At 73.6% G+C, this 23365-nt stretch carries 20 protein-coding genes; 3 read left to right on the top strand and 17 right to left on the bottom strand.

Translation table 11 applies throughout. The annotated features are described in order from the left end of the window. Nucleotides 1-180: 180 nt before the first annotated feature. The 14 genes from ACIG3E_RS25490 to fabG all read right to left on the bottom strand — a co-directional run bounded on the left by ACIG3E_RS25490 (nt 181) and on the right by fabG (nt 19153). A complete protein-coding gene (locus ACIG3E_RS25490) occupies nt 181-2670 on the bottom strand; it encodes an ABC transporter permease (RefSeq protein ID WP_399620719.1) in 2490 nt (829 codons plus the stop codon). Further along, nucleotides 2671-3438 carry an ABC transporter ATP-binding protein gene (locus tag ACIG3E_RS25485; RefSeq protein ID WP_399620716.1) on the bottom strand — a complete coding sequence of 256 codons (768 nt, stop codon included), beginning with the start codon at nt 3436-3438 and terminating at the stop codon, nt 2671-2673. Next, entirely contained in the window at nt 3431-4798 is a 1368-nt protein-coding gene (locus ACIG3E_RS25480) for an MFS transporter (protein WP_399620713.1), read from the bottom strand. The genes ACIG3E_RS25485 and ACIG3E_RS25480 overlap by 8 nt, the downstream gene beginning before the upstream one ends. Beyond that, nucleotides 4795-5781: an ornithine carbamoyltransferase gene (locus ACIG3E_RS25475; protein WP_399620710.1), complete on the bottom strand. Its 987-nt coding sequence runs from the start codon at nt 5779-5781 to the stop codon at nt 4795-4797. Before ACIG3E_RS25475 ends, ACIG3E_RS25480 begins: the two co-directional genes overlap by 4 nt. 18 nt (nt 5782-5799) lie before the next feature. Continuing rightward, on the bottom strand, nt 5800-10722 hold the full coding sequence (locus ACIG3E_RS25470) for an amino acid adenylation domain-containing protein (protein WP_399620707.1): 4923 nt from the start codon (nt 10720-10722) through the stop codon (nt 5800-5802). A gap of 34 nt (nt 10723-10756) precedes the next feature. Further along, nucleotides 10757-11785, bottom strand: coding sequence for a 2,3-diaminopropionate biosynthesis protein SbnB (gene sbnB, locus ACIG3E_RS25465; protein ID WP_399620704.1), 1029 nt, complete (start codon nt 11783-11785; stop codon nt 10757-10759). Continuing rightward, on the bottom strand, nt 11779-12798 hold the full coding sequence (gene sbnA / locus ACIG3E_RS25460) for a 2,3-diaminopropionate biosynthesis protein SbnA (protein ID WP_399620701.1): 1020 nt from the start codon (nt 12796-12798) through the stop codon (nt 11779-11781). The genes sbnB and sbnA overlap by 7 nt, the downstream gene beginning before the upstream one ends. After that, nucleotides 12795-14177 (bottom strand): condensation domain-containing protein, encoded by a 1383-nt coding sequence (locus ACIG3E_RS25455; protein WP_399620698.1) that lies wholly within the window; start codon nt 14175-14177, stop codon nt 12795-12797. The genes sbnA and ACIG3E_RS25455 overlap by 4 nt, the downstream gene beginning before the upstream one ends. A 3-nt stretch (nt 14178-14180) precedes the next feature. Further along, nucleotides 14181-14426, bottom strand: coding sequence for an acyl carrier protein (locus ACIG3E_RS25450; protein WP_030678588.1), 246 nt, complete (start codon nt 14424-14426; stop codon nt 14181-14183). A gap of 185 nt (nt 14427-14611) precedes the next feature. After that, the gene (locus ACIG3E_RS25445) at nt 14612-15592 is read right to left on the bottom strand and encodes a beta-ketoacyl-ACP synthase III (protein WP_138958383.1); all 981 of its coding nucleotides are present in this window, start codon (nt 15590-15592) and stop codon (nt 14612-14614) included. A 43-nt stretch (nt 15593-15635) separates the two neighbouring features. Further along, nucleotides 15636-16610, bottom strand: a complete 975-nt coding sequence (locus tag ACIG3E_RS25440) for a TauD/TfdA family dioxygenase (RefSeq protein WP_399620693.1) — start codon at nt 16608-16610, stop codon at nt 15636-15638. 31 nt (nt 16611-16641) lie between these two features. Beyond that, a complete protein-coding gene (locus ACIG3E_RS25435; protein ID WP_399620689.1) occupies nt 16642-17577 on the bottom strand; it encodes a TauD/TfdA family dioxygenase in 936 nt (311 codons plus the stop codon). Further along, nucleotides 17574-18368: a thioesterase II family protein gene (locus ACIG3E_RS25430; protein WP_399620685.1), complete on the bottom strand. Its 795-nt coding sequence runs from the start codon at nt 18366-18368 to the stop codon at nt 17574-17576. The genes ACIG3E_RS25435 and ACIG3E_RS25430 overlap by 4 nt, the downstream gene beginning before the upstream one ends. Beyond that, nucleotides 18365-19153, bottom strand: a complete 789-nt coding sequence (gene fabG / locus ACIG3E_RS25425; RefSeq protein ID WP_399620682.1) for a 3-oxoacyl-ACP reductase FabG — start codon at nt 19151-19153, stop codon at nt 18365-18367. The genes ACIG3E_RS25430 and fabG overlap by 4 nt, the downstream gene beginning before the upstream one ends. A 188-nt stretch (nt 19154-19341) precedes the next feature. Here fabG and ACIG3E_RS25420 point away from each other — a divergent pair, with 188 nt between their 5' ends. Continuing rightward, nucleotides 19342-20001, top strand: a complete 660-nt coding sequence (locus ACIG3E_RS25420) for a 4'-phosphopantetheinyl transferase (RefSeq protein ID WP_399621420.1) — start codon at nt 19342-19344, stop codon at nt 19999-20001. Nucleotides 20002-20022: 21 nt separating this feature from the next. Here ACIG3E_RS25420 and ACIG3E_RS25415 read toward each other — a convergent pair whose 3' ends face one another. Continuing rightward, entirely contained in the window at nt 20023-20751 is a 729-nt protein-coding gene (locus ACIG3E_RS25415) for a transcriptional regulator (RefSeq protein ID WP_399620679.1), read from the bottom strand. Nucleotides 20752-20974: 223 nt separating this feature from the next. Between ACIG3E_RS25415 and ACIG3E_RS25410 the strand changes: the two genes are divergently transcribed. Then, on the top strand, nt 20975-21430 hold the full coding sequence (locus tag ACIG3E_RS25410; protein WP_399620676.1) for a tellurite resistance TerB family protein: 456 nt from the start codon (nt 20975-20977) through the stop codon (nt 21428-21430). A 48-nt stretch (nt 21431-21478) separates the two neighbouring features. Here the strand turns inward: ACIG3E_RS25410 and ACIG3E_RS25405 are convergent, their stop codons facing one another. Next, a complete protein-coding gene (locus ACIG3E_RS25405; RefSeq protein ID WP_399620673.1) occupies nt 21479-22432 on the bottom strand; it encodes a M48 family metalloprotease in 954 nt (317 codons plus the stop codon). 9 nt (nt 22433-22441) lie between these two features. Then, a complete protein-coding gene (locus ACIG3E_RS25400; protein ID WP_399620670.1) occupies nt 22442-22849 on the bottom strand; it encodes a BlaI/MecI/CopY family transcriptional regulator in 408 nt (135 codons plus the stop codon). Nucleotides 22850-23107: 258 nt separating this feature from the next. Here ACIG3E_RS25400 and ACIG3E_RS25395 point away from each other — a divergent pair. After that, the coding region (locus ACIG3E_RS25395; protein WP_399620667.1) for a TerD family protein at nt 23108-23365 on the top strand (258 nt) is incomplete at its 3' end.

The following is a 23365-nucleotide window of genomic DNA, read 5'->3' as shown; positions in this document are numbered from 1 at the left end:
TGCCGGGGCAAGCCCCGGGGATCGTTACGTCCTCAGCTTCCGGCGGGCACCTATATGCGGCCTCTACGCAGGCAACACGGCGGGCGCGCGCCGCTCGGGCGCGCGCGGACAGCACGCGGCCCGGTCCCGCCGGGGCGATGGGGACCGGGCCGCGTGATCTTCGGGGCGGGCGCGAAGCGCCTACTCGCGGGCGCCCACCAGCTGGACGATGCGCGAGCGCAGGGCCGCGCCGACGGGCAGTACGGTGCCGACGACGGCGAGGACCGCGGAGACGGCGGTGACGGTGCCGACGACGGCCCACGGCACCACGATCGGCGCCGCACCGAACAGCTCGTGGAGCGCGCCCCACAGGCCGATGAGGTTGACCGCGGAGGCGATGACGGCGAGGGCCACGCCGATCGCGGTGACGAGCAGCGACTCGGCGACGAAGAACCGCACGACCTGTTTCGGCGTGGCCCCGGCGAGGCGGAGCACGGCGAGGTCGCGGCGCCGGTCGGCGGTGGCCATGAGCAGGGTGTTGAGGATGGCGATGAAGCAGAACAGGACGACGATCAGCGCGGTGGAGCGCTGCCGCACCTCGATGAGGTGGCGCGCGTACGCGCTCTCGGTGGCGACGAGTTCGTCGCGCGTCATGAACTTCGCGCCGTTGCCCCGCACGGCCTTCTCGATGGCCGCGGTGGCGGCGGCCCGGTCGGTGCCCGGCTTCAGGGAGATGTAGGCGCGCCGTGCCAGGCCGTCGCGGGAGTACGCGGCGGAGGCGGCGAACCGCTCGGGCAGATAGGCGACGTCCGAGCCGCGCAGCGCCTTGTAGACGGCGGCGACCTTCAGCGTGGCCTGTTCGCCGTCGCCCAGGAAGATCTTCACGCGGGTGCCCACGTCCCAGCCCCACAGGTCGGCGACGGCCATGCTGTTGTCGTCAAGGCTGTCCAGGGATCCTTCGGTGACGTCGAGGTCCATGGTGTGCTTCAGCGCGGCCGTGTCGACGACCAGGCCGTCGTTCACGTCGAAGCGGTCCTCGTCGCGGGTGTAGACGGTCGTCAGGAGCGGCGCGGTGATCTGTACGCCGTCGATGCGCTTGACCTTGTCGATGACGTCGGGGCTGATGCCCGGCGTGTGGTCGGGCGCGAGCGCGTACTCGGAGGTGACCGAGTTGCGCAGGCCGTGGTCGCGGGCGGCGCCGAGGGAGTCGGTGGCCGCGAGCAGCGACAGGGCGAGGCCGACGGTGAGCAGGATCGGCGCGGCGGTGGCGGCCGTGCGGCGGCGGGCGGTGAGCGCGCTCTCGCGCACGAGCATGGCCGTGGGCCCGGCGGAGTTGCGGAAGGGCCACATGAAGAACCGGGTGAGCGGTCCGACGGCGAGCGGGGCGAGGACGGCCGCCGCCAGGACGGGCACGAGCAGCTCGGTGACGTAGGTGTTGGGCGACAGGACGCTCTGCGGCTTGCCGAAGGCGATCCACCCGGCGAGGCCCACTCCCGCGGCGACCCCGACCGCGCCGAGCAGCCGGCGCGCGGGCGTCATCCCGGTGTCGTCCACGGCGGCTTCGCGCAGCGCCTCGACGGGGCGGACCGTGCCCGCCCTGCGGGCGGCGGCGACGGCTCCGCACCAGGCCACGGTGGTGCCGACCAGGAACGCTCCGGCGAGCGGGGCGGTGATCGTCCAGTGCAGGGACGGCTTCACCTCGAACCAGTCGGGGGCGATGTCCATGGCGATCAGGACGTCGGCGAGGAGCTGCGCGCCGTACAGGCCGAGCGCCGCGCCCGCCGCGGACGCCAGCGTGCCGACGAGCAGGGCCTCGCCGCGCACCATGCGCCGCACCTGCTTGGGGGTGGCGCCGACGGCCCGCAGCAGGGCGACTTCGCGGCGGCGCTGGACGACGGCGAAGGCGAACGTGGAGGCGACGACGAACACCGCGGTGGTGCCCGCGACGCTCGCCATGACCGGCACCAGGGTGACGGTGTTGTCGAGCGTCTCGCGGTCGCGGTCCTCACTGGCGTCGGCCTTGTGCCGGTCCTGCCCGGTGAGCACCTCGGCGTCGTCGCCGACGGCCGCGCGGACCGCGTCGAGCGGGCCGAGCGGGACGAGGGCCTCGACGCGCGGCGAGATCCGGGCGGCCTCGGCGTCGCTGAAGAAGACGGCGTCCTCCCAGTCGACGGGCGAGACGGTGCCGGAGACGGTGTAGCGGGAGACGCCCGCGGCGGTCATGACGGTGATCCGCTCGCCGGTTCGGGCCTGGTCGGAGGGGACGACGACCTGGTCCTTGCCGGTGGGCGGGCGCCCGTCGGTGAGGCGGTAGCCGCCGAAGCGCGCGACCGGCCAGGGGTGGCCCACCTGGTCCTTGGGGCCGCCGTCGAGCTGGGCGTAGAAGGCGCGGTCGACGACGACCCCGCCGGTGCCCGCGACCTTCTGCCGCAGGGCGGGCTCGACGCCCTGCGACTCGGGCAGGGAGCGGACGCCGAGGTCGTGCTGGGAGGCGTTCCAGTCCCCGTCGTCGGGCTTGACGACGGCCGGGGCCTTCGCGAACCGTTCGACGGGGCGGTCGGGCAGGTCGAGCACGGTCAGCAGCAGGGCGCCCATGGCGGCGACTTGGGCGACGCCGAGGACGAGCGCCACGAGGGTGCCGAGGAACGACACCCAGCGCGATCGCAGGGTCTGATAGGCGATGAAGAGCACTTACGACACCGCCAGGCTGGTCATCCGGGCCGCGACCGCCTCCGCCGTGGGCCGCTCCAGGCCACCGGCGAGGACGCCGTCGGCGAGGAAGACGACGCGGTCGGCGTACGCGGCGACGTTCGGGTCGTGCGTGACCATCACGATCGTGGTGGGCCGGTCGGCGAGCTCGGTGGCCGCGTAGCCGTCGCCGGTCGGCGGGCCCGCGAGCTTGCGCAGGGTGTCGAGGAGCTCCCGTCCCGTGTGCAGGTCGAGGGCGCCCGTTGGCTCGTCGGCGAACAGCACGGCGGGGCGGCTGACCAGGGCGCGGGCGATGGCGACGCGCTGCTGCTGACCGCCGGAGAGCTGGCTGGGGCGGCTGCCCGCCTTGTCGCCGAGGCCCACGAGGGCCAGCGACCGGGCTATCGCCTCGCGCTTCGGCTTGCGCCCGGCGAGGCGCAGCGGAAGGGACACGTTCTGCGCGGCCGTGAGCGAGGGCAGCAGGTTGAAGGACTGGAAGATGAAGCCCGTCCGCTCCCGGCGCAGCTCGGTCAGCTGCGTCTCGTTCAGGGTGCTCAGATCGGTGCCGTCGACGCTCACCCGGCCCGACGTGGGCCGGTCCAGGCCCGCGGCGCACTGCAGCAGTGTGGACTTGCCGGAGCCGGAGGGGCCCATGATCGCCGTGAAGCTGCCCCGGGGGAAGGCCATCGTGACCTCGCGCAGCGCGGTCACGGGGTTGGCTCCCGAGCTGTATGTCTTGGTGAGCGACTCCAGCCGCACTGCCTCATCCATCGATTCTCCGTAAGGTCAGGGTCGTACGCGAGGAGACGACCACTGGCTCGCTCTCCCTCTCGGGGGGCGGCGCCATGTTGTTCTCGTCCTCCAGTGCCGCGCCTCGGCGTGTGAACACGAGGGTCGCGACGGCGGCGAGGACCGCCATCACCACGGATGCGCCGATCAGGACCTGACGGGTGCCGTACGCGTCCAGGAGGAAGCCGGTGCCGAGCGCGCCCAGGGAACTCGCCCCGGACACGAGCAGCATGACGACGCTGCCGACCCGCCCCTGCATGTTGTTCGGGGTGATGCGCACCTGGTGGGACATGCCTGCGACGGTAACAGCGGCTCCTATATGCGATGTTATGAAGAAGAGAGACCCAAGTGCGGCCGGATGGTGGAAAACCACCGTTCCGGGCAGGACGAGTGCCCAGGCCACATGGGACACGATCATGGTGTGGCGCATCGGCAGGCGCTTGCTGAGCGCGCCGCCGGTGATGGCGCCGAGGAGGCCTCCGACGCTGCCCGCGGCCATGATCAGGCCGACGGTGCCCGCGGGTCTGCCGGAGTCCCGCACCACCACGGCCACGCTGAGGATCAGGGCCTGGAAGATCAGGTTGCTGCCCGCCATGATGAGCAGCGCGGTGCGGAAATAGGCGCGTTTCCATACCCAGTCGAGCCCGGCGCGGATCTCCGCCGTCATGGGCCGCTTCTTCCCGCCCTTGCCGCCCTTCCCCTTGCCCTTCTCGGCCTTCGTGTCGTCCTTGGCCCGCAGCCGCACCAGGGTGATCAGGGACAGCAGGTACATCCCGACGCTGGACATGAACGGCATCCACGCGGAGATGCCGAACAGCATGCCGCTCGCCGGGTGTCCGACGAAGTTGACCGCACGCGAGCGCGCCTCGTTCGTGGCCATGGCCGCCGACAGCTGCCGGGCGGGCACCACGCCGCGCACGGTGGCCCGCTCGGCCAGCTGGTAGAAGACGGTCAGCGCGCCCTGTACGAAGGCGACGGCGGCGATGTGCCACACGTAGAGGCGGTCGCCCGCCAGGGCGACGGCGACGGTCGCGACCGCCACCATCCGCCCCACCACGCACACGAGCATCACGCCGCGCCGGTTCCAGCGGTCCACGAGGACCCCGGCGGGCAGCTGGACGAGCAGCGCGGGCAGGAGCGCGGCGAAGCCGACCAGGCCCGCGCTGCTCTTGGACCCGGTGTGCCAGAGGATCAGCAGTGTGAAGGCCATGCCGGAGCAGCGCTCGGCCATCACCGACAGGGCCGATCCGGTCCACAGGAGCCGGAAGTCGCGGTAGGAGTTGAGGCCCGGGAGGGCGTGCCGTCGACGCGGTTTCGTGCCGCCGTCGGCTGCCTTTCTCATCGCGCCCCGGCCCGGCACCACTCCAGGACGGCCATCGCGCTGTGCAGCTTGTGGGTCGCCTGGGTGAAGGCGATGCTGGCGGGCCCGTCCAGGACGTCGGCCGTGACTTCCTCACCACGGTGCGCGGGCAGGTCGTGCAGGAAGACCGCGTCGGGGCTGGAGCGCCACAGGTCGCGGGTGACCTGGAAGGGGGCGAAGACCTCGCGCCAGTCGGCGGTCGGCTTCGTCGTGCCCGTGGTCTGCCAGCGCGTGGTGTAGATCGCGTCCACGCCTTCGGGCAGGTCCGCCATGTCGTGCCGCTCGCGCACGGTCGCGCCGTGCATGTCGGCCTGCGCGACCGCCGTGGTGATGACGTCCGCGGGCAGGCCGTAGCCGGGCGGCGTCCGCAGGTCGAGGGTGGTGTCGGGGAACCGGCTCAGGGCGAGCGCGAGGGCGGCCGCGCTGTTGTTGCCCTCGCCGACGTACAGCACGCGCAGGCCGTCGACGTGCCCGAAGTGGCGGTGCAGCGTGGTCAGGTCGGTCAGGGCCTGCGTCGGGTGCTCCTCGGCGCTCATCGCGTTCACGACGGACATCGGCCCGGCCGCGGCCCAGGTCCGCAGCTCCTCGGTGGCGTCCGACGTCCGGGCCACGAGCAGGTCGAGCATGCCCGCGAGGACGCGCCCGGTGTCCTCGCTCGTCTCCCCCGTGTTGAGCTGGAGGTCGCCAGGCCCGAACGTCACCGTCCTGGCGCCGAGGCGCAGGGCGCCGGTGGTGAAGGCGGTGCGGGTGCGCGTGGAGGTGCGCCGGAAGTAGATCCCGACGATCTCCCCGGCCAGGGTCTCCTCGCGGACGCCCGCCGCGAACTCGGCGCCGCGGGCGACCAGGGCGCGCAGGTCGTCGTCGCTGAGGTCGCACACGGAGATCAGATGGCGGGTGGCGCCGTCCGGTGCTCCCGCGGCCTCCGTCCGGGCCCCGTTGAGGTGGTGTCGAGCGTGCTGCTGCATGGTGGTTGTCCCCCTGTCTCAGGCCTGGTCGGTGGGCGTGCCGGTGCGGGCTTCGCCGCCGTCGTCGGCGGTGGGCGCGAGGATCGCCTCGATCTCGGCGCGTACGCGGTCCTCGATCTCCTGGGCGAGCCCGGCGACGGTGGGCCGCTCGAAGGCGACCCGGACGGGCAGGTCGAGGTCGAACTCGTCCTGGAGCCGCGAGATCAGCCGGACCGCGAGGATCGAGTGGCCGCCGCGCTCGAAGAAGTTGTCGTCGGCGCCGATCTTGTCCACGAGGAGGATCTGGCTCCACACCTCGGCGATGCGCGCCTCGACCTCGGAGCGCGGGGCGACATAGGTGTCGGTGACCGTCGCGCCGGGGCCGGGCAGGGCCCTGCGGTCGGCCTTGCCGTTGGCCGTGAGCGGGATCGCGTCCAGCTCCACGAAGAGCGAGGGCACCATGTACGGCGGCAGCGCCTCGCCCAGTGCCTCGGCGAGTCCGTCGCTGTCGCCGACGACGTACGCGATCAGCTGCTGTTCGTCGGAGACGACGACGGCGGCATCGGACACCGCCGCTTGCGCCACGAGGGCGGCACGGATCTCGCCCAGCTCGATGCGGTAGCCCCGCACCTTGACCTGGTCGTCGATGCGGCCGACGAACTCGACCGCCCCGTCGGCCCGCCACCGGACCAGGTCACCGGTCCGGTACAGACGCTCGCCCGAGCCCCCGTACGGGTCGGGCAGGAACCGCTCGGCGGTCAGCCCGGGGCGGCCCGCGTAACCGCGCGCGACACCCGTACCACCGACGAACAGCTCCCCCACGACCCCGACCGGAACCGGACGCATCCCACCATCAAGCACCCGCATCACCATGTTGGGAAGTGGCCGTCCGATGGGCACGACCCCGGTGAACTCCTCCTCCAGCGGGAACACACACGTCCCCACCGTCGCCTCCGTCGGACCGTACTCATTGATGACCTGCCCATCACCCAGCAACTGCCGCCACCGCTCCACCAGTTGCCCCGGAAGCGCCTCACCCGCGACCACGACCTTGCGCGTCAGCTCCTGCACACGCTCGTCCGACAACTGCTGGTCCAACACTTCCAGATGACCGGGCGTCAGCTTGATGAACGCAAACGGACCCGCCGCCACCAACGCATCACCGAGTTCCGTCAGCTCACCGCCATACAGCCACACCCGCTGACCAGCCACCAACGGCGCCCACACATTCGGCACCACCAGGTCGAAGGCGACGGAGGAGAAGACCGGGGCTCCGCCCGAACCAGCAGACGCCAGCTCCCGCTCGGCCCACTCCACATGATTGGCCAGACCCCGGTGCGTGACCTCCACACCCTTGGGCCGACCCGTCGAACCCGACGTGAACACCGTGTACGCCATCGCGTCCAAATCGACCACGACCTCGGGCGCCTGCGCCGGATAGGCCGACAGGTCTACGGCCGTCAGCACCGTCGGTACGCCGGTGAACCGATCCGCGTACTCAACCGACGTGACAGCGGCCGAGACCCCGCCGTCCGCCACCATCGCCGCGATCCGCTCCGACGGCAGTACCGGATCCATCGGTACGTAACCCGCACCAGCGCGCCACACACCCAACAGCGCCACCATCAGCTCCACGGAACGATCCAGGAGCACCGCCACCGACGAACCCACGCCCACGCCGTCCGCACGCAGACGATGAGCCAGACGATTCGCCGCCGCGTCCAACTCCGCGTATGTCAGGCGCTGTTCACCGCACTCGACGGCAACAGCGTCAGGAACTCGTACCGTTTGGCGCGCCACCAGCTCCGGCACCGACACGCCGGACAGGACCGCCGCCGACTCCGAACCGCCCCACGCGCGCAGCAGGCGGCGTTCCTGGACGGAGGAGATGTCGAGGGCCGACAGGGGCAGCTCCGGGTGGGAGGCGACGCCTTCCAGGAGGCGGACGTAGTGCTCGGCCATGCGGGCCGCGGTCGGCTGGTCGAAGAGGGCCGTGGCGTACTCGAAGGCGCCGACGAGGGAGCCGTCCGCCTGGCGCCACATGAACAGCGTCAGGTCCGTCTTGGCGACCCGCCAGGCGCCCTGGAAGGCGTCCATCAGGACGTCGTCGGTGGCGACGGCGGTGGCGCCCTCGTCCTGGAGGTCGAAGGCGACCTGGTAGAGCGGGGTGCGGGAGAGGTCGCGCACCGGCTGGAGCTCGTCTACGAGGCGCTCGAACGGCAGCTCCTGGTGGGCGAACCCGGCGAGTGTCGTGGTGCGCACGCGCTCCAGCAGCTCGGTGAACGCGGGGTCGCCGCTCGTGTCGCAGCGCAGGACGAGGGAGTTGAGGAAGAAGCCGACCGTGTCCTGCGTCTCGGGGCGGGTACGGCCCGTGACCGGGCTGCCGACGCCGATGTCGTCCTGGCCACAGTAGCGGGCGAGGAGCCCGGCGAACGCCGCGAGGAAGGTGACGTACGGGGTGGCGCCGTGGCGGCGGCCGACGCCGGTGAGGGCGTCGGCGAGCCCGGCGGGGATGGTGAAGCGGACCCCCGCGCCGCGGGCGTCGCGCCGGGCGGGCCGGGGCCGGTCCGTCGGCAGCTGGAGTTCCGTGAGGTCCGCCAACTGCTCCTTCCAGTACTCCAGTTCGCGATCGAGGGCCGGGTCGTCGGCGCGCTCGGACTGCCAGGCGGCGTAGTCGGCGTACTGGACGGACGGCTCGGCGAGGACCGGGGCGCGGCCCTCGGAGCGGGCGGCGCACAGCTCCCGCAGCTCGCGCTCCAGGAGGACCGTCGACCAGCCGTCGGTGGCGATGTGGTGGGTGGTGACGAGCAGCACGGGGCCGCCCTTCGGCACGTGGACGAGCAGCGCCCGCCACAGGGGCCCTTCGCCCAGGTCGAAGCCGCGGCCGAACTGCTCCCCGAACAGCCGCTCCAGCTCGTCCTCACCGGCGTGCTCGACCCGCAGTTCCACGGGGGCGGCGGGCACGACGGCCTGCCGGGGCTCCTCGCCGCGCAGGACGTAGCGGGTGCGCAGCGACTCGTGCCGGGACTCCAGCGTGTCCAGGGCCCCCTGCACGGCGGCCGTGGTCGTGCCCGCGGGCAGCCGCAGGAACATGGGCGCCACCCACTCGGGGCTGCCCGGGTGCATGCGGTCGAGGAACCACAGGCGGTGCTGGCCGAACGACAGGGGCAGCGGCTCCGTGCGCGGGACGGGCGTCACCGGCGGCACGGCGGGCCGCGCCTCTTCGAGGAGGCGCGCCTGCGCCTCGACGGTCGAGGCGCCGAACAGGCCGCGCAGCTGCACGTCGCCGCCCGACGCGGTGCGCAGCGCGTCGGCGAGGCGGGTCAGGACGAGCGAGGAGCCGCCGAGGGCGAAGAAGTCGTCGTGGGCGCCGACCCGTTCGATCTGGAGCAGCTCCTCCCAGACCTGGGCGACGAGCTTCTCGGCGGGCGTGCGCGGCGCGGTGTGGGTGCCCTGGGCGCCCTGGTCGTCGACCGGGTCCGGCAGGGCCGCGCGGTCGACCTTGCCGCTCGTGGTGAGCGGGAAGGAGTCGAGGGTGACGAACATCGAGGGGATCATCGCCTCGGGCAGCCTGCCCCGCAGGGAGCGGCGCAGCTCGTCGCGCGGCACCCGGCGGCCGGTGGTGAGATAGGCGACGAGCCGCTTCCCGCCGGGGGTCTCGCGGGCCGCGACGACGGCGCCGCGCACGTCCTCGTGGGCGGTCAGGGCGGCCTCGACCTCGGCGGGTTCGATGCGTACGCCGTTGACCTTCACCTGGTGGTCGGCGCGGCCGAGGAAGTCGAGGGCGCCGTCGGAGCGCCAGCGGGCGAGGTCGCCCGTGCGGTACATGCGGCTTCCGGCCGGGCCGTGCGGGTCGGGCACGAACCGTTCGGCGGTCCCCGCGGGGTTGCCCGCGTAGCCGCGGGCGACGCCCACGCCCGCCGCGTACAGCTCGCCGACGACGCCGATCGGCACCGGGGCGAACTCCTCGTCCAGGACGTAGGCCCGCATGCCGTCGAGGGGGCGGCCGATCGGCACGGCGTCGGTGTGCCGCTCCGGGTCGAAGAGCTGGCCGCTGACGTCGATGGAGCACTCGGTGGGCCCGTACGTGTTCCACACCTGCGCGCCGGAGGGCTCGGCGAGGCGGCGGCACAGCGCGGCGTCCAGCGGCTCGCCCGCGGAGGCGACCAGGCGCAGCGCCGCGCAGTCGGCCCAGGCGGGCTCCTGGACGGCCATCCGCAGGACCGAGGGCACGCCTTGCAGGACGGTGACGCGCCGCTCGGCGACGGTGCGGGCGAGCAGCGCCGGGTCGGACTCGGCGCCCGCGGGGGCCATCACCACGGTGCCGCCCGCGGCGAGCGGCGCGAACAGCTCCCAGGCCGCCGCGTCGAAGGTGATCACGGTCTTCTGGAGCACCCGGTCCCGCGCGGAGAGCTCCTGGTGGGAGAGCGACCAGGCCACGCGGTTGGCGATGCCGCCGTGCTGGATGACGACGCCCTTGGGGCGGCCGGTGGACCCCGAGGTGTAGGTGAGGTACGCGGCGTGGTCGCCGGAGACCTCGACCGCCACGTCCTCCGGGGGGAGCCCGTCGAAGGCGCCCTCCTCGTCCAGGGCGGCGACGCGCCCGGCCAGGGCGGCGTCGAAGAGCCCGGCCGAGGCCCGCGTGGTCAGGGCGAGGGCCGCCCCGCTGTCCCGGGTCACCCAGGTGTTCCGCTCCGCCGGGTGCCCCGCGTCGAGGGGCACGTACGCCGCGCCGGCCCGCCACACGCCGAGCAGCGCCGCGAGCAGGTCGCGCCCGCGGGGCAGGCACACGGCGACGCGCGACTCGGGGGCGACGCCGCGCGCCACGAGCAGCCGCGCGACGTCGCCCGCCCGCCGGTCGAGCTGTTCGTAGGTGAGGGAGCCGAGGTCGTCCTCGACCGCGACGGCCCGCGGCGTCGACGCGGCCCGGGCGGCGATGAGCTGATGGAGCGGGACGGTCATGTCTGTTTCTCCGTAAGAGTGTCGAGCCGCGGTGTCAGAGGACCGGCGACGGCAGGAAGTCGCTGACGACGGTGCCGATGCCGCAGCGGCGCGCCTTGTCGTGGACGAAGCGGGCCAGGGCCAGGTCCAGGACGCCGAGGCCGAACGGCGAGAACACCAGGGGCCTGCCCGGGGCGGGGCTCAGGGTGGCCCGCCCGCGCAGCAGCTCGCCGACGCTGGCCTCGATGAAGTCCCGCCCGCCGGTCTCCTGTTCGGCCAGGTGGATGGAGGTGCGCTCGCGGCAGACGTGGTCGACGTCGTCGACGACGTTGTGCGCGCCGAGGATCGCGGGCACGGTCAGGTCCCGCAGCGACACGTGCAGCACGGCGGCCGACGGCCTACAGGCGGCCAGGCCGGTGTGCGGGGTCGCCGCGGTCGTGGCGAACGACACCAGGTCGTGGTCGGCGAGGGCCTCGTCGAGCCGGTCGCGCCTGCGGACCTTGACGTCGGGCAGCAGCCGCGCGTGGTCCCGGGCGAAGCAGCGGGCCCGCTCGGGGTCGCTGTCGTACAGGGTGAGGTCCGTCAGTTCGGGCCGGTCGGCGGCGAGGAAGCGCAGGACCTCGCGGTTGATGACGCCGCAGCCGATGAGGGTGACGCCGGTGGGCCTGCGCTCGCCGAGGAGCAGCCGGGCGCCGAGCGCCGCGGAGGCCGCGGTGCGCCGGGCGGAGATCACCGAGGCCTCGATCAGGGCCTCGGGGTGGCCGTTCTTCAGGGAGTTGAGCAGGATCGCGGCGCTGGCCCGCTGGAGGCCGGAGGCGACGTTGTCGGGGAAGGAGGCGATCCACTTCATGCCCGCGACGGCTTCGTGGCCCTCGTCGCCGTCCGTGGGCGCGCTCGCGCCGAGGTAGCCGGGCAGCCCGATGATGCGGTCCTTCGGCCGGTCGGGGAAGCGCAGGAACACGGAGTGCGGAAGGCTGGTGCGGCCTTCGTCGTGCGCGGTGTACGCGGCGGCGACCAGGTCGATGAGCTCCCGCTCGCGCCCGGCGAGCAGCCCCTCCACCGCGCCGTGTCCGAGGATCAGCATGCCGCCACCGCCATGGTGTGTCCCTGTTCCTTCCACAGGTGCTCGATGTCGCCGAAGTGGCGCCGCACCCAGTCGTCGTCGTAGATCGTGTCGAGGTAGCGGTCGCCGCGGTCCGGGAAGACCAGCACGCAGGTGCTGCCCGGGGGGATGCGGTCCGCGAGTTTGCCGAGCGCCGCGGTGACGGCGCCGGACGAGCCGCCCGCGAGGATCGCCTCACGCAGCGTCAGGGTGCGGCAGCCCACCACGCACTCCAGGTCGGAGACGAGGACCACCTCGTCGGCGGCGCTCGGGTCGAAGAGCTCGGGGCGCACGGCGGCGCCGTGGCCGGGCAGCAGGCGCGGCCCGGGCGGCCCGCCGAACAGCACGCTGCCGAGCGCGTCGACGCCCACGACCGTCGTGGCGAGCCCGCGGTCGCGGATGTACTGGGCGCAGCCGCGCAGGGTGCCGCCGGTGCCGGTGGAGCAGAAGAGGTAGTCGACCCTGCCGTCGAGCGCCTCGTCGATCTCCCGCATGGTGCGCACGTGGGCGCGCGGGTTGAGCGGGTTGCGGTACTGGTTGGGCCAGTAGGCGCCGGGGGTCGTCGCCACCAGCTCGCGCACCCGCGCGAGTCGGCTCGGCAGATAGGCGCCGGTCTCCGGGTCGGGCTCGGTGACCATGTCGACGGTGACCTCGTAGGCGCGCAGGATCGCCAGGTTCTGCCGGGTGGTGCGCGGGTCGACGACGCAGGTGAAGTCGATGCCGTAGTAGCGGCAGATCTGCGCGATGCCGATCGCGAGGTTGCCGGAGCTGGACTCCACGACGGTGGACCGGCCGGGCAGCAGCTCCCCGGCCCGGATCTTGCCCAGGAGCATGGAGAGCGCCGAGCGGTCCTTGACGCTGCCGCCGGGGTTGGCGGACTCCAGCTTGGCGAAGACGCGGGAGCCGAAGCTCGGCAGCAGCCCGCCGAGCTCCACCAGCGGGGTGCCGCCGACGGCGTCGAGGATGCTGTCGTGGACCGCGGTGCGGGGGCTCACGCCTGCCCGCCGCTCAGCGCCAGCAGCAGGTCGCGCTCGGTGTCGTCGGTGAGCGGCACCCGGGCGACCCGGGTGTCGGGCGCCTCGACGGCGGCCGTGACGCACCGCTGGAACTGGTCGAACAGCCGCTGGGCGGTGGCCTCTTCGAACAGGTCGGTGTCGTAGCGCAGGGCCACGGTGAGGCCGTGCGCGTCCCGGGTGATCTCCAGGGCCAGGTCGCACTGGCCCTCCAGGTGCGGGATCTCCACGTAGGCGAGCTCGTGTCCGGCGAGGGCCACCTTCTCGCCCGCGACCAGGCCGTCCATGCCGTGCCCGAACCGGTCGGTGGCGACCATGGTGACGGAGATGCGGAACAGCGGCCCGGAGGCGCCCTGGGCGACCAGCGGGAACGGGTAGGAGACGCGCGCGGTGGCCTGCCGGACGCGGTCCGCCGCCGCGTCCACGGCGTCGCGCAGGGTGGTCTCGCGGTCGAAGCGGGCGCGGATCAGGACCGGGTTGACGAAGTAGCCGATGATGTCGGCCGCCGCCGCGCGCCGGGTGGAGGCCGGGCAGGCGATGAGGAAGTCGCTCTGTCCCGTGCAGCGGTGCAGCATGGCCTGGAAGGCGCCCACCATCAGGGCGAACGGTGACACGTGGCGCTCGGCGGCGGCCTTGGTCACCGCCTGCGCGAGCGCGTCGGGCAGCCTGCGCACCAGGCTGGCCCCGGTGTGCGAGGACACCGCGGGGCGCGGCCGGTCGGTGGGCAGCTCGGCGGGGGTGGAGCCCTCGCACTCGGCGCGCCAGAACTCTCCCTGCCCGGTGCCGCGCGGCGAGTCGAGGAGGGTGCGCTCCCGGCCCACGAACTCGTCGTAGTCATGGCTGATGGGCCGCCAGTCGGGGGCGCTTCCGGCGATCTCCGCCTCGTAGGCGGCGAACAGGTCGCGCCACAGCAGCCACTGCGAGATGGCGTCGGTCGCGATGTGGTGCGTGACGACGACCAGCAGCGCGTCCGTGCGGCGCAGCAGCAGCGTGGCCCGCACCGCCCCCTCGTCCCGGAGCCGGAAGGGCGCGCGCACCTCGGCGTTGACGCGGCGGCGCAGCTCCTCCTCGGTGGCGTCCGGCACCTCGACGACCGCGATCTGCGCGGCCTCCTCCGGGGCGTCGACGACGCGCCGGGGCCGACCCGCGACCTCGGTGTAGCGCGAGCGCAGCATCGGGTGCCGGGTGAGCAGGGCCCGCCAGGCCCGGTCCAGGGCCGCCAGGTCGGGGGCGGGGGTGATCCGCCCACCGCCCGCGAGGTTGTAGGTGGTGGACTGGGGGTGCAGCGTGTGCAGCAGCCACAGCCCCTCCTGCCCCACCGACAGGGGCAGCGTCCCGGCCAAGGGGTCGGTGCGGTCCATGCGTCAGACTCCTGCCTTGGCCTCGACGAGGAAGTCGACGACGTCGCGCACGCGAAGCAGCGTCGCCACGGTGTCGTCGGGCACCGAGAGCTGGTAGGTCTTCTCTACGGCGGCGAGCAGGTCGACGCGGGTGAGCGAGTCCATGCCGAGCTCTTCGAAGCTGGACTCGGCGGTGACCTCGCCGTCCAGGTCGAACGCGGTGTCCTGAACGAGGCGGACGACGTCGGCGGTGAGTACGTCTCTGGCCATGGTGACCTCTTTCTGTGTGCGGTTGGGGACGTGAATGGACGGTGACGGATGAAGTGCGCTGCGGCACGGGAGTGCCCCGAAGGGGCGCGAGGCTGTGCTGATATGCGGCTCCGCCGCGTGGGCGCGACCAGCCACGACGAACCCGCAGTCGATCGACGGCACAGCGCGGCAAATCCAGCGAAGCGCTACGGCATCCGTACGATCTGGCCCGCGTACGTGAGCCCCGCGCCGAAGCCGAGCAGCAGCACGATGTCGCCGGGTGTGCTGCGACCGCTGTCGTAGAGGCTGCTGAGGGCCAGCGGTACGGACGCGGCCGAGGTGTTGCCGGTGACGACGACGTCGTTGACGACGCGCTCCGGCGGCAGCCCCAGTTCGTGAGTGAGGGTCCTGATGATGCGGTTGTTGGCCTGGTGGGGCACGAACCAGTCGACGTCGTCGATGGTGATGCCCGCGGCCGCGCAGGCCCGGTGGGCGACGTCCGGCATGGTGGCGGTCGACCACTTGTAGACCAGCGGCCCGTTCATCTGGACGTACTCGCGGCCGTCGGCCTTCTCCGTGATGCCGAGCACCTTGTGCCGGGCGCCGTCGCTGCCCCACACGGCGGGTCCGACGCCCACCTCGGTGGAGCGGGAGACGACGGCGGCACCGGCCCCGTCACCGAAGATGACGAAGGTGTCCGGGTCCTGGGGGTCGATCCAGTCGCTGGTGCGCTCGGCGCCGACGACCAGGACGGTCCGGGCCTCGCCGAGCCGCACCGCGTTGGACGCCATCGCGAGGGAGTAGGTGAAGCCCGCGCAGACCGCGTTCAGGTCGTACGCGCCGGAGTTGGGCAGGCCGATGCGGCTGGCCACCTCCGGGGCGATGCCGGGCATGCGGCGCTTGCGGGTGGCGGTCGCGACGATGGTGAGGTCGACCTCGGCGGGGTCGACGTCGGCGTGCACGAGCGCCTTCTCGCCGGCCGCCACGGACATGGCGACCAGGCCCTCGCCCTCACCCGCGTGGTGGCGGGTCTTGATGCCCGTGCGCTGCTCGATCCACTCGGGGGACACCGTCGTCAGCGGTGCCAGGTCCTCGTTGGTGAGCTGCCGGGCGGGCCGGTAGGCGGCGATGCCCGTGATGCGCGAGCCGTAGGTGCGCTCGTCTTGCAACAGGTCTGCCAGGGGCATGTCTTCCTCGACTTCTCTGAAGTGTCCTCGGCGCTCGGGGCGCTCAGGTGTCCGAAGGCTCGGCCATGGCGACGGCGATGCGCCGGGGGCCGGTGAAGGGCTCACGCGCGTGCGCGGTGAGCATGTTGTCGACGATCAGCACGTCGTCGCGCTGCCAGTCGAAGCGGACCGTCGCGGCCCGGTAGGCGGCGCGCAGTTGGTCGGTGACGGCGTCGGGGATCGCGCCGCCGTCGCCGTAGTAGGTGTGGGTCGGCAGGTCCGGGTCGTCGAAGATGGCCCGCAGCCCCGCGCTCACGTCCTTGGCGAGGGTGGTGAGGTTAAAGAACGTGGCGTGGTTGAACCACACCTGCTCGCCGGTGACGGGGTGGCGGTGCACGGCGTGCCGCACCGCGGTGGTGCGCAGGCCGCCGCCGGGACGCCACTCGGCGGTGATGTCGCGCTCCGCGCAGTACGCCGTGACGGCCGCCCTGTCGGTGGTGTTGAAGGCCTCCTGCCAGGGCACGCCGAAGCCCGGGTGGAAGTTGCGCACGACCTGCCAGCCGCGCCGCTGGAACTCCTCGCGGACCTCCGGGTCGAGGGAGCGCAGCACCTGCCGGGTGTCGGCCAGCGGGGTCGCGCCCTGTGTGGTGGGCGGCTCGACGCAGTAGAAGTACAGGGTGCGCGGCCACACCGCCTGGTAGGAGTTCTCGTTGTGCAGGAAGATCTCCTCGTCCGGCGGGTAGTCGGTCGAGGTGTACACCTGGCCCTTGATGGTGCTGCGGGGCGAGGACCGCTCGGCGTAGGCCAGCGGCGGCGTGCCGGAGAAGGCGCGCACCGCCCCGTCGAAGCCGTCGACGCCCGCGACGTCGAAGCCGCGCAGGAGCAGGGCGCCGCGCTCGGTGAGCTGGGCGCGCAGCGCGGTCCGATGGCTGTGGATGTAGTCCTGTATCCGGGTTCCCGGGACCTCGGGCCGGTGCAGCCCGGGCAGGGTTCCGGCGCCTGCCCAGCCCGCGGGCACCTCTTCGACCTGGTGGCTCATGGCTGTCTCGCTCTCTTTGCGGCGCGCGCCGTCAGTCCGACATGGCGACGAGGACGCGCCGGTCGCCGGTGAACGGGCGGCGGCCGTGCGCCAGCAGGACGTTGTCGATGAGCAGCAGGTCGCCCTGGTACCAGTCGACGTCGACGGCGGCTTCGAGGCCGCGGTCGCGGATCTGGGTGACGTACTCGCCCGGGATGCGGCCGCCGTCGGCGAAGGTGACCATCTGGGGCAGCTGGTCCTCGGGCAGGATCGCGGCGAGTTCGGCGGCCGTCTCGTCGCCGAGCCCCGCCGGGTGCCACTGGTCGGCCTGGTTGAACCACACCTCGGCGCCGGTGACCGGGTGCCGGGTGGTGGCGGGCCGCACGGACTCCACGCGCAGGGAGCCGTCGCGCTGCCACTCCCACTCGGCGCCCGAGCCCTTCAGGAAGTCCTCGACGGCGCCGCGCTCGGCGGTCTCGAAGGTGTCCTGCCAGCTCTTGCCGAGGCCGTAGCCGTCGTGCAGGTTCTGGATGTAGCGCACGCCGCCCGCGAAGGCCTCGCGTACTTCCGGGTCGAGGGCCGCCAGCCACCGGGCGGCGTCCAGGACGGGGGTGGCTCCGCCGCCGCCGGGCTGGATCGCGCAGTAGAAGGCGAGCCGGGCGGGCCACACGTGCGCGTAGCTCATCTCGTTGTGCATGGAGATGGTGAACTCGGGCGGGTACTCGGTGGACGTGTAGACGTTGCCGCCGACCTTGGTGCGCGGCGAGTTGCCGTGCACGTAGGCGAGGCGGTGCGGCAGCAGCCGGTCGAGGACCCGGTCGAGTTCGTCCGTGCCGACCTCGAACCCCCTGAACACCAGGGCCCGTTCGCGCACGAGGGCGGCGTCGAGGCCGCCGTCGAGCTCGTCGATGCGGGTGAGCAGCTCGTCGGCGCCGCCGCCGGCGTCCGCCCGCACCTCGTGCGGGGCCCAGGTCTGGGATCGCGTCATGTCGCTGTCGTTCCTCTCGCGGTTGCCACCGGGGCGGGCGCGAGCCGCTCGGCGATGTCCGAGGTCAGCTCCGCCTCCCTGGGGGCGAGGTAGAAGTGGTCTCCTGAGAACGCCCGGAGCGCGAAGTCACCGGTGGTGAACCCCGCCCAGGCGCGCACCCGGTCGCCCGAGCAGCCCGGGTCGCGGTCGCCCAGGTAGGCGGTGATGGGCGCGTGCAGCGGGGCGGCCTCGGCGGCGGGCGCGTACGTCTCGACGAGCCGGTAGTCGCTGCGCAGTACGGGAAGCAGCAGCTCGCGCAGCTCGGGCTCGGCGAACGGGTCGACGCCGCCGAGCGTGCCGAGGCGGCGCACGGCGGCGAGCAGGACCTCGTCGGCCGCGCGGTGCAGCGTGGTGCGCCCGCCGTGGCCCGGGGCGGCCCGCGCGGACACCATGAGGTGGACGGGGGCGGGGCCCGCGCCCGCTTCGAGGCGCCGCGCGACCTCGTAGGCGACGCTCGCGCCCATGCTGTGCCCGAACAGGGCGAGCGGCACGTCGTCGTACCCGGCGAGGGCGCCGGTGATCCGGTCGGCGAGTTCGGTCATGGACTCCACGCACGGCTCGTCGAGCCGCTCCTGCCGTCCCGGGTAGCGCACGGCGACGACCTCGACGGTGGTGGGCAGGCGGTGCCGCCAGCCGTCGAAGAGCCGTGCGGTGCCGCCCGCGTGCGGGAAGCAGACCAGGCGCAGGCGCGGCGTCCGCGGCGGCCCGGGTGCGCGGTGGAACCACAGGCCCGGATCGTCGGGGGCGGTCACAGGGCCATGCCTCCGTCGACGCGCAGCACCTGCCCGGTGACGTACGAGGCCTCGTCGGACACCAAGTACGAGACGAGCGAGGCGACTTCCTCGGCGCGGCCGAAGCGGCGCAGCGGGATGGCGGTGAGGGCGCCCTGCACCGCCTTGTCCGGGAGGCCCGCGACCATGTCGGTGTCGATGAAGCCGGGCGCCACCACGTTGGCGCGCACGCCGTAGCGGCCCGCCTCCTTGGCGAGCGACAGGGTCAGGCCGATGATCCCGGCCTTGGAGGCGGCGTAGTTGGCCTGGCCCGAGTTGCCCGCGACGCCCGACACCGAGGAGAGCGTGACGATGGCTCCGCCGCGCCGCCCCATCAGGGGCCGCACCACGGACCGCAGCAGGTGGTAGGTGCCGTCCAGGTTGGTGCGGACGACGCCGTCCCACTCGTCGTCGGTCATGAGGCCGAGCGGCCGGTCCCGGGTGATGCCCGCGGAGGCCACCACGGCGTGCAGCGGCCCCAGTTCCCCCTCGGCCTCGGCGACGAGCTCGCGCACCGCCGCCCCGTCGGCGACGTCGACCTGCCGGGTCAGGGCGCGGCGGCCCGCGGCCTCGACCTCCTTGGCCACGACGTCGGCCGCCGCCTGGTCCGAGCGGTAGCACAGCGCGACGTCGAAGCCGTCCCGCGCGAGCCGGGTCGCCACCGCGCGGCCGATGCCCCGGGAGCCCCCGGTCACCAGCGCGACGCGTGTTTCCCGGCCCTTGCCCTGCTGCCCGGCCTGACGCCCGGCCCCCTGGTCCGACTCCACGTGAAGCCCCCCTCAATCGTTCGAATGAGTCGAGCGTCGGTTCGGTCGCTATATGTGACCTATACGGTGACCAGCCCGGCGCGGGCGGGCCGTGCGGCCCTGTCGGGGGCGCGGGCCCCCCGGTAGAGTGATCCGCCGTGAACTCACCTTCGAACGCGGCGGCCGAGGCCTCCGGCGGAACCCGCATATTGAGCGCGCTCCTGGCCGGACTGCCCGTCGCCGTCTGCGAGACGCGCGAGGACCCGGCCGACGCGGTCCTGTACCCCGAAGAGGCCGTGCACGTGGCGAAGGCCGTGGACAAGCGGCGGCGGGAGTTCACCACCGCGCGGCACTGCGCCCGTACCGCCCTCGCCCGCATCGGCGTGCCGCCCGGGCCCATTCCGCGCGGCGAGAAGGGCGAGCCGGTGTGGCCGGACGGCGTGGTCGGCACCATGACGCACTGCGCGGGCTACCGCGCGGCGGTCGTCGCCGAAGCCGCCGCCGTGACCTCGCTCGGCATCGACGCGGAGCCCGCCGAGCGGCTCTCGGACCCGGGCGTGCTCGACCTGGTCAGCGACGAGGCGGAGCGCGCCGCGCTCGCCGCCCTCGCCGCCGAGCAGCCGTCCGTGCCCTGGGACCGGCTCCTGTTCAGCGCCAAGGAGTCCGTCTACAAGACGTGGTTCCCGCTGGCCCGGCGCTGGCTCGGCTTCGAGGACGCGCACCTGACCATCCGCGCCGACGGCACCTTCTCCGCCAAGATCCTCATCGAGGGCCCGCTGGTCGCGGGCTCCGAGCTGACCGGGCTCGACGGCCTGTGGACCATGCGGGACGGGGTCATCGCGACGGCCATCGTGCTGCGCCCGGAGTGAGCCGCGCGCCGGGCGGCGGGGTCACGGCCGTTCGTCCCCCGCCCGCCCGGCGAGGCTCGCCCAGAACATCTCCTCGTACTCCTGGAGCAGCCGCCCCTGCCGCAGTGCGGTCCCGGGGGTGACGGTGCCCCGGGCCACCCCTTCCTCCAGGGCGGCCAGGGCCGCGCGGTCGAGGTCGGGTGCCGGCGCGGCGAAGAGGTCGAAGAACGCGCAGGCCTCGTCGGGGAAGCCGTAGCGCGTGCGCAGCGCGGCCGCGAGCGTCGCGCAAGAGCCGCCCCACGCCGCGAAGTTGGCGGTCAGGGCGAGCACCACGTCGGCCGGTTCGCCGTTGAGGGCCAGCCACGCCACATACGCGGGGTAGGCCTGGCAGCCCGCCCTCGGTACGTACGCGCGCGCCTGCTCCGCGCTCACCCGGCAGGCGGCGAGCAGCGGGCCGAGCCGGTCGGCCGCGAGGGCCTCGCCCTCGGCGAGGGTGGAGAAGAACGCGGCGCCCGCGGGCAGCCCGGCCCGCGCCGAGCGGTCCGCCAGGTGCAGGAAGGAACGGCGGTCGGCCGGGATGACCTGGCACTGCTCCAGGGCGAGCGCGGCCACGGCGCCCCGCTCCGCCGTGCCGTCGGCGACGAGCGGCACGAACGGGTTGGCGTCCGGCGGAGGCAGGAGTTCCGCCGCCGCGCGGGCCAGCAGGTCCCGCGCCGTGAACTGCGGCCGCCCGCCGGGCGGCCCACTCGGCCCCGGGCTCGTCGATGTCATCGGGGCACCCCTTCCGTGGTGGTACGTCCACGGCGTACGCGTGCGCGCGTCCGCCGAACAGGTCCGCGTACGTCCCTCGCGTACATCCCTCGTGTAGGTCCTCCCCCATCCTTGCGGAACTTTCCCGCCCGGGTGTTAGTTTCTACATCGTTGTAGAAACGAGCGTGCCGCGTCGGCGCTGTCTGACGCCCGCTCACGAGCACCAACCCGATGGAGACTTTCCATGGCCCTGTGGGACCGCTTCAAGGAATCCGCCTCGACGATGCAGGCCCAGCTGCTCGCGAAGAAGAACGACCTCAAGAGCGGCTCCTTCCGCGACGCGAGCATGGCGATGTGCGCCCTGGTCGCGGCCGCCGACGGCACCGTCGACCAGGCCGAGCGCCAGCGCGTGGCCCAGCTCATCGCGTCGAACGACGTGCTCCAGAACTTCCCGGCGGACGACCTGCGCCACCGCTTCGAGGAGTACGTGAACAAGCTCACGACCGACTTCGACTTCGGCAAGGTCAGCGTGTTGCAGGAGGTCGCCAAGGCCAAGAAGAAGCCCGCCGAGGCCCGTGCCGTGGTGCAGATCGGCATCGTCATCGGCGGCGCCGACGGCGACTTCGACAAGGACGAGCAGGCCGTCGTGCGCGAGGCGTGCTACGCCCTCGACCTGCCGCCGCACGAGTTCGACCTCTGACGGACGCCCCGCGGGGCACCGCGGGCGGCGGCGCACCTCAGGCGCACCTCACAGGGGCGTCGCCGCCCGCAGCACGAGCACCATCGTGACCGCCGCGTTCGCCGACGACATCGCGGAGACGGCGGTGCCGCCCGCCGCGCACCACAGGGCGAGCCCCACCCCCGTGAACAGCGAGGGGCGGGTGCGCGCGGCCGGGGCGGGCGCGAGCAGCGCGGCGACCCGGCGCGGCACCGGACCCGCCGCGGCGAGCCCCGCGAGGCCCGGCGCGGGGGCGCGGCCCGCCACCAGGGCGGCCTTGCCGATGGCCCGCGCGACCACGCGCCGGTCCCGCACCACCCGGGCCGCCTCCTCGTCGGCCCACCGCTCGACGGTGTAGGCGGTGGCCGTGCGCAGCGGCACCAGGACCGGGTTGGCCCGCGCGGCCAGCTGCGTCACCAACAGGAACCGGTGGTGACGCGCGGCCAGATGGGCCCGCTCGTGCGCGAACAGGGCCCGTCGCTCGGCGGGGCCGAGCCGGTCGAGGAGGGCGCGCGTGACGACGACGCGGCCGGATCCGGAGCGACCGGGCGGTCCGGGCAGGGCGTACGCGTAGGCAGCGCCGTCGGCGCTGTCGCCGAGGACCGCCACCGAGGTGCCCGGAAGGCCCGCGACGGCCCGCGCGGCCCGGCGGCGCACCGCGAGGTGCCGCCCCACCGTGCGGCCCACCGCCGCGCACACGGCGAGCAGCGCCGGGATCGCGGCCGCGCCCGCGACCTCGTCGTACGGCAGGGCGGCGCGGACCTCGGGGTCGGACCAGGCGTCGGGCAGCGGATTGCCGGGCAGCTGGGCGGTGCCGACGACCATGAGCAGGGCCAGGCACAGCGTGCTGCACAGGGCCATGACGGCGGCGAGCCCGGCGAGCAGCCGGGTCGCGGTGCGCGGGTGCAGGTGCTGCGCGGCGAGCCGGGCGACCGGCCAGGCGGTGAGCGGCAGCACGAGCGGCAGATAGACGAAGAGCCCCATGGGTACCGGTCAGCCCTCCGCCGCGGCGCCGCCCGCGTCGCCGAGCAGCTCGCGCAGCAGGCGTTCGTCGGCGGCGGACAGGGTGGTCACGAAGCTGGCGAGCACGGCCCCGCGGTCGCGCTCGCTGTCGAGCACCTTGCGCATGCGCAGCGCGGCGAGGCCCGCCTCGTCGGCGGTGGAGCGCCAGTGGAAGGAGCGGCCCGCGCGCTCCCGGCTCACCACGCCCTTGGCGAGGAGCCGGGTGAGGATCGTCATCACCGTGGTGTACGCGAGGTCGCCGCCGACCCGTTCCCGCACCCAGACCGCGCCGACCGGGCCCGGTGCCTCGTGCAGCGCCGCGAGCACCTGGGCCTCCAGTTCGCCCTGGCCCCGCCTGCGCGTGCGGTGCTCCCGCCCGTCGCCGTCCTGCCGCTCCATGCCGTGTCCTCGCCTGCCGTCGTGACGACGGCGCGCGCTCGGCCCGCCGTCAGCGCTCCGCGCGCCGCACGCCTGTCGGGCACGTCACCGGGGAGCGCCACATCGTAACGGCCGCAGTGGGCAGGAGGCCCCCTGGGCGCCGGTGCGGCCGCCGCAGCAACTTCTACAGTCATGTAGATTCTAATTCCCGGTCCGGTTCACGGACGGGGCCGGTTTTCCAACAAGGACCATCTCCGCAGAGGACCACAGGAGGACACCGTGGGAGTTTCCCTCGCCAAGGGCGGCAACGTCTCGCTGAGCAAGGAGGCGCCCGGCCTCACCGCCGTACTGGTCGGCCTCGGCTGGGACGTGCGGACCACGACCGGCACGGACTACGACCTGGACGCCAGCGCGCTGCTCTGCGACGCCTCGGGCAAGGTCGTCTCCGACCAGCACTTCGTCTTCTACAACAACCTCACGAGCCCCGACGGCTCGGTCGAGCACACCGGTGACAACCTCACCGGCGAGGGCGAGGGC

It is taken from the genome of Streptomyces sp. NPDC053474 (assembly GCF_044544845.1).
In the GTDB taxonomy this organism is placed as follows: domain Bacteria; phylum Actinomycetota; class Actinomycetes; order Streptomycetales; family Streptomycetaceae; genus Streptomyces.
This window is presented reverse-complemented; position numbering and strand designations above follow the sequence as displayed.

Coding starts and splice junctions, on each gene's coding strand:
- ACIG3E_RS25405 (WP_399620673.1), bottom strand. CDS start 22,432: ATGGGGCTCTTCGTCTATCTGCCGCTCGTGCTGCCGCTCACCGCCTGG.
- ACIG3E_RS25455 (WP_399620698.1), bottom strand. CDS start 14,177: ATGGACCGCACCGACCCCTTGGCCGGGACGCTGCCCCTGTCGGTGGGG.
- ACIG3E_RS25480 (WP_399620713.1), bottom strand. CDS start 4,798: ATGAGAAAGGCAGCCGACGGCGGCACGAAACCGCGTCGACGGCACGCC.
- ACIG3E_RS25445 (WP_138958383.1), bottom strand. CDS start 15,592: ATGCCCCTGGCAGACCTGTTGCAAGACGAGCGCACCTACGGCTCGCGC.
- ACIG3E_RS25470 (WP_399620707.1), bottom strand. CDS start 10,722: ATGACCGTCCCGCTCCATCAGCTCATCGCCGCCCGGGCCGCGTCGACG.
- ACIG3E_RS25475 (WP_399620710.1), bottom strand. CDS start 5,781: ATGCAGCAGCACGCTCGACACCACCTCAACGGGGCCCGGACGGAGGCC.
- ACIG3E_RS25440 (WP_399620693.1), bottom strand. CDS start 16,610: ATGAGCCACCAGGTCGAAGAGGTGCCCGCGGGCTGGGCAGGCGCCGGA.
- ACIG3E_RS25450 (WP_030678588.1), bottom strand. CDS start 14,426: ATGGCCAGAGACGTACTCACCGCCGACGTCGTCCGCCTCGTTCAGGAC.
- ACIG3E_RS25410 (WP_399620676.1), top strand. CDS start 20,975: ATGGCCCTGTGGGACCGCTTCAAGGAATCCGCCTCGACGATGCAGGCC.
- ACIG3E_RS25400 (WP_399620670.1), bottom strand. CDS start 22,849: ATGGAGCGGCAGGACGGCGACGGGCGGGAGCACCGCACGCGCAGGCGG.
- ACIG3E_RS25415 (WP_399620679.1), bottom strand. CDS start 20,751: ATGACATCGACGAGCCCGGGGCCGAGTGGGCCGCCCGGCGGGCGGCCG.
- sbnB (WP_399620704.1), bottom strand. CDS start 11,785: ATGCTGATCCTCGGACACGGCGCGGTGGAGGGGCTGCTCGCCGGGCGC.
- ACIG3E_RS25435 (WP_399620689.1), bottom strand. CDS start 17,577: ATGACGCGATCCCAGACCTGGGCCCCGCACGAGGTGCGGGCGGACGCC.
- ACIG3E_RS25485 (WP_399620716.1), bottom strand. CDS start 3,438: ATGGATGAGGCAGTGCGGCTGGAGTCGCTCACCAAGACATACAGCTCG.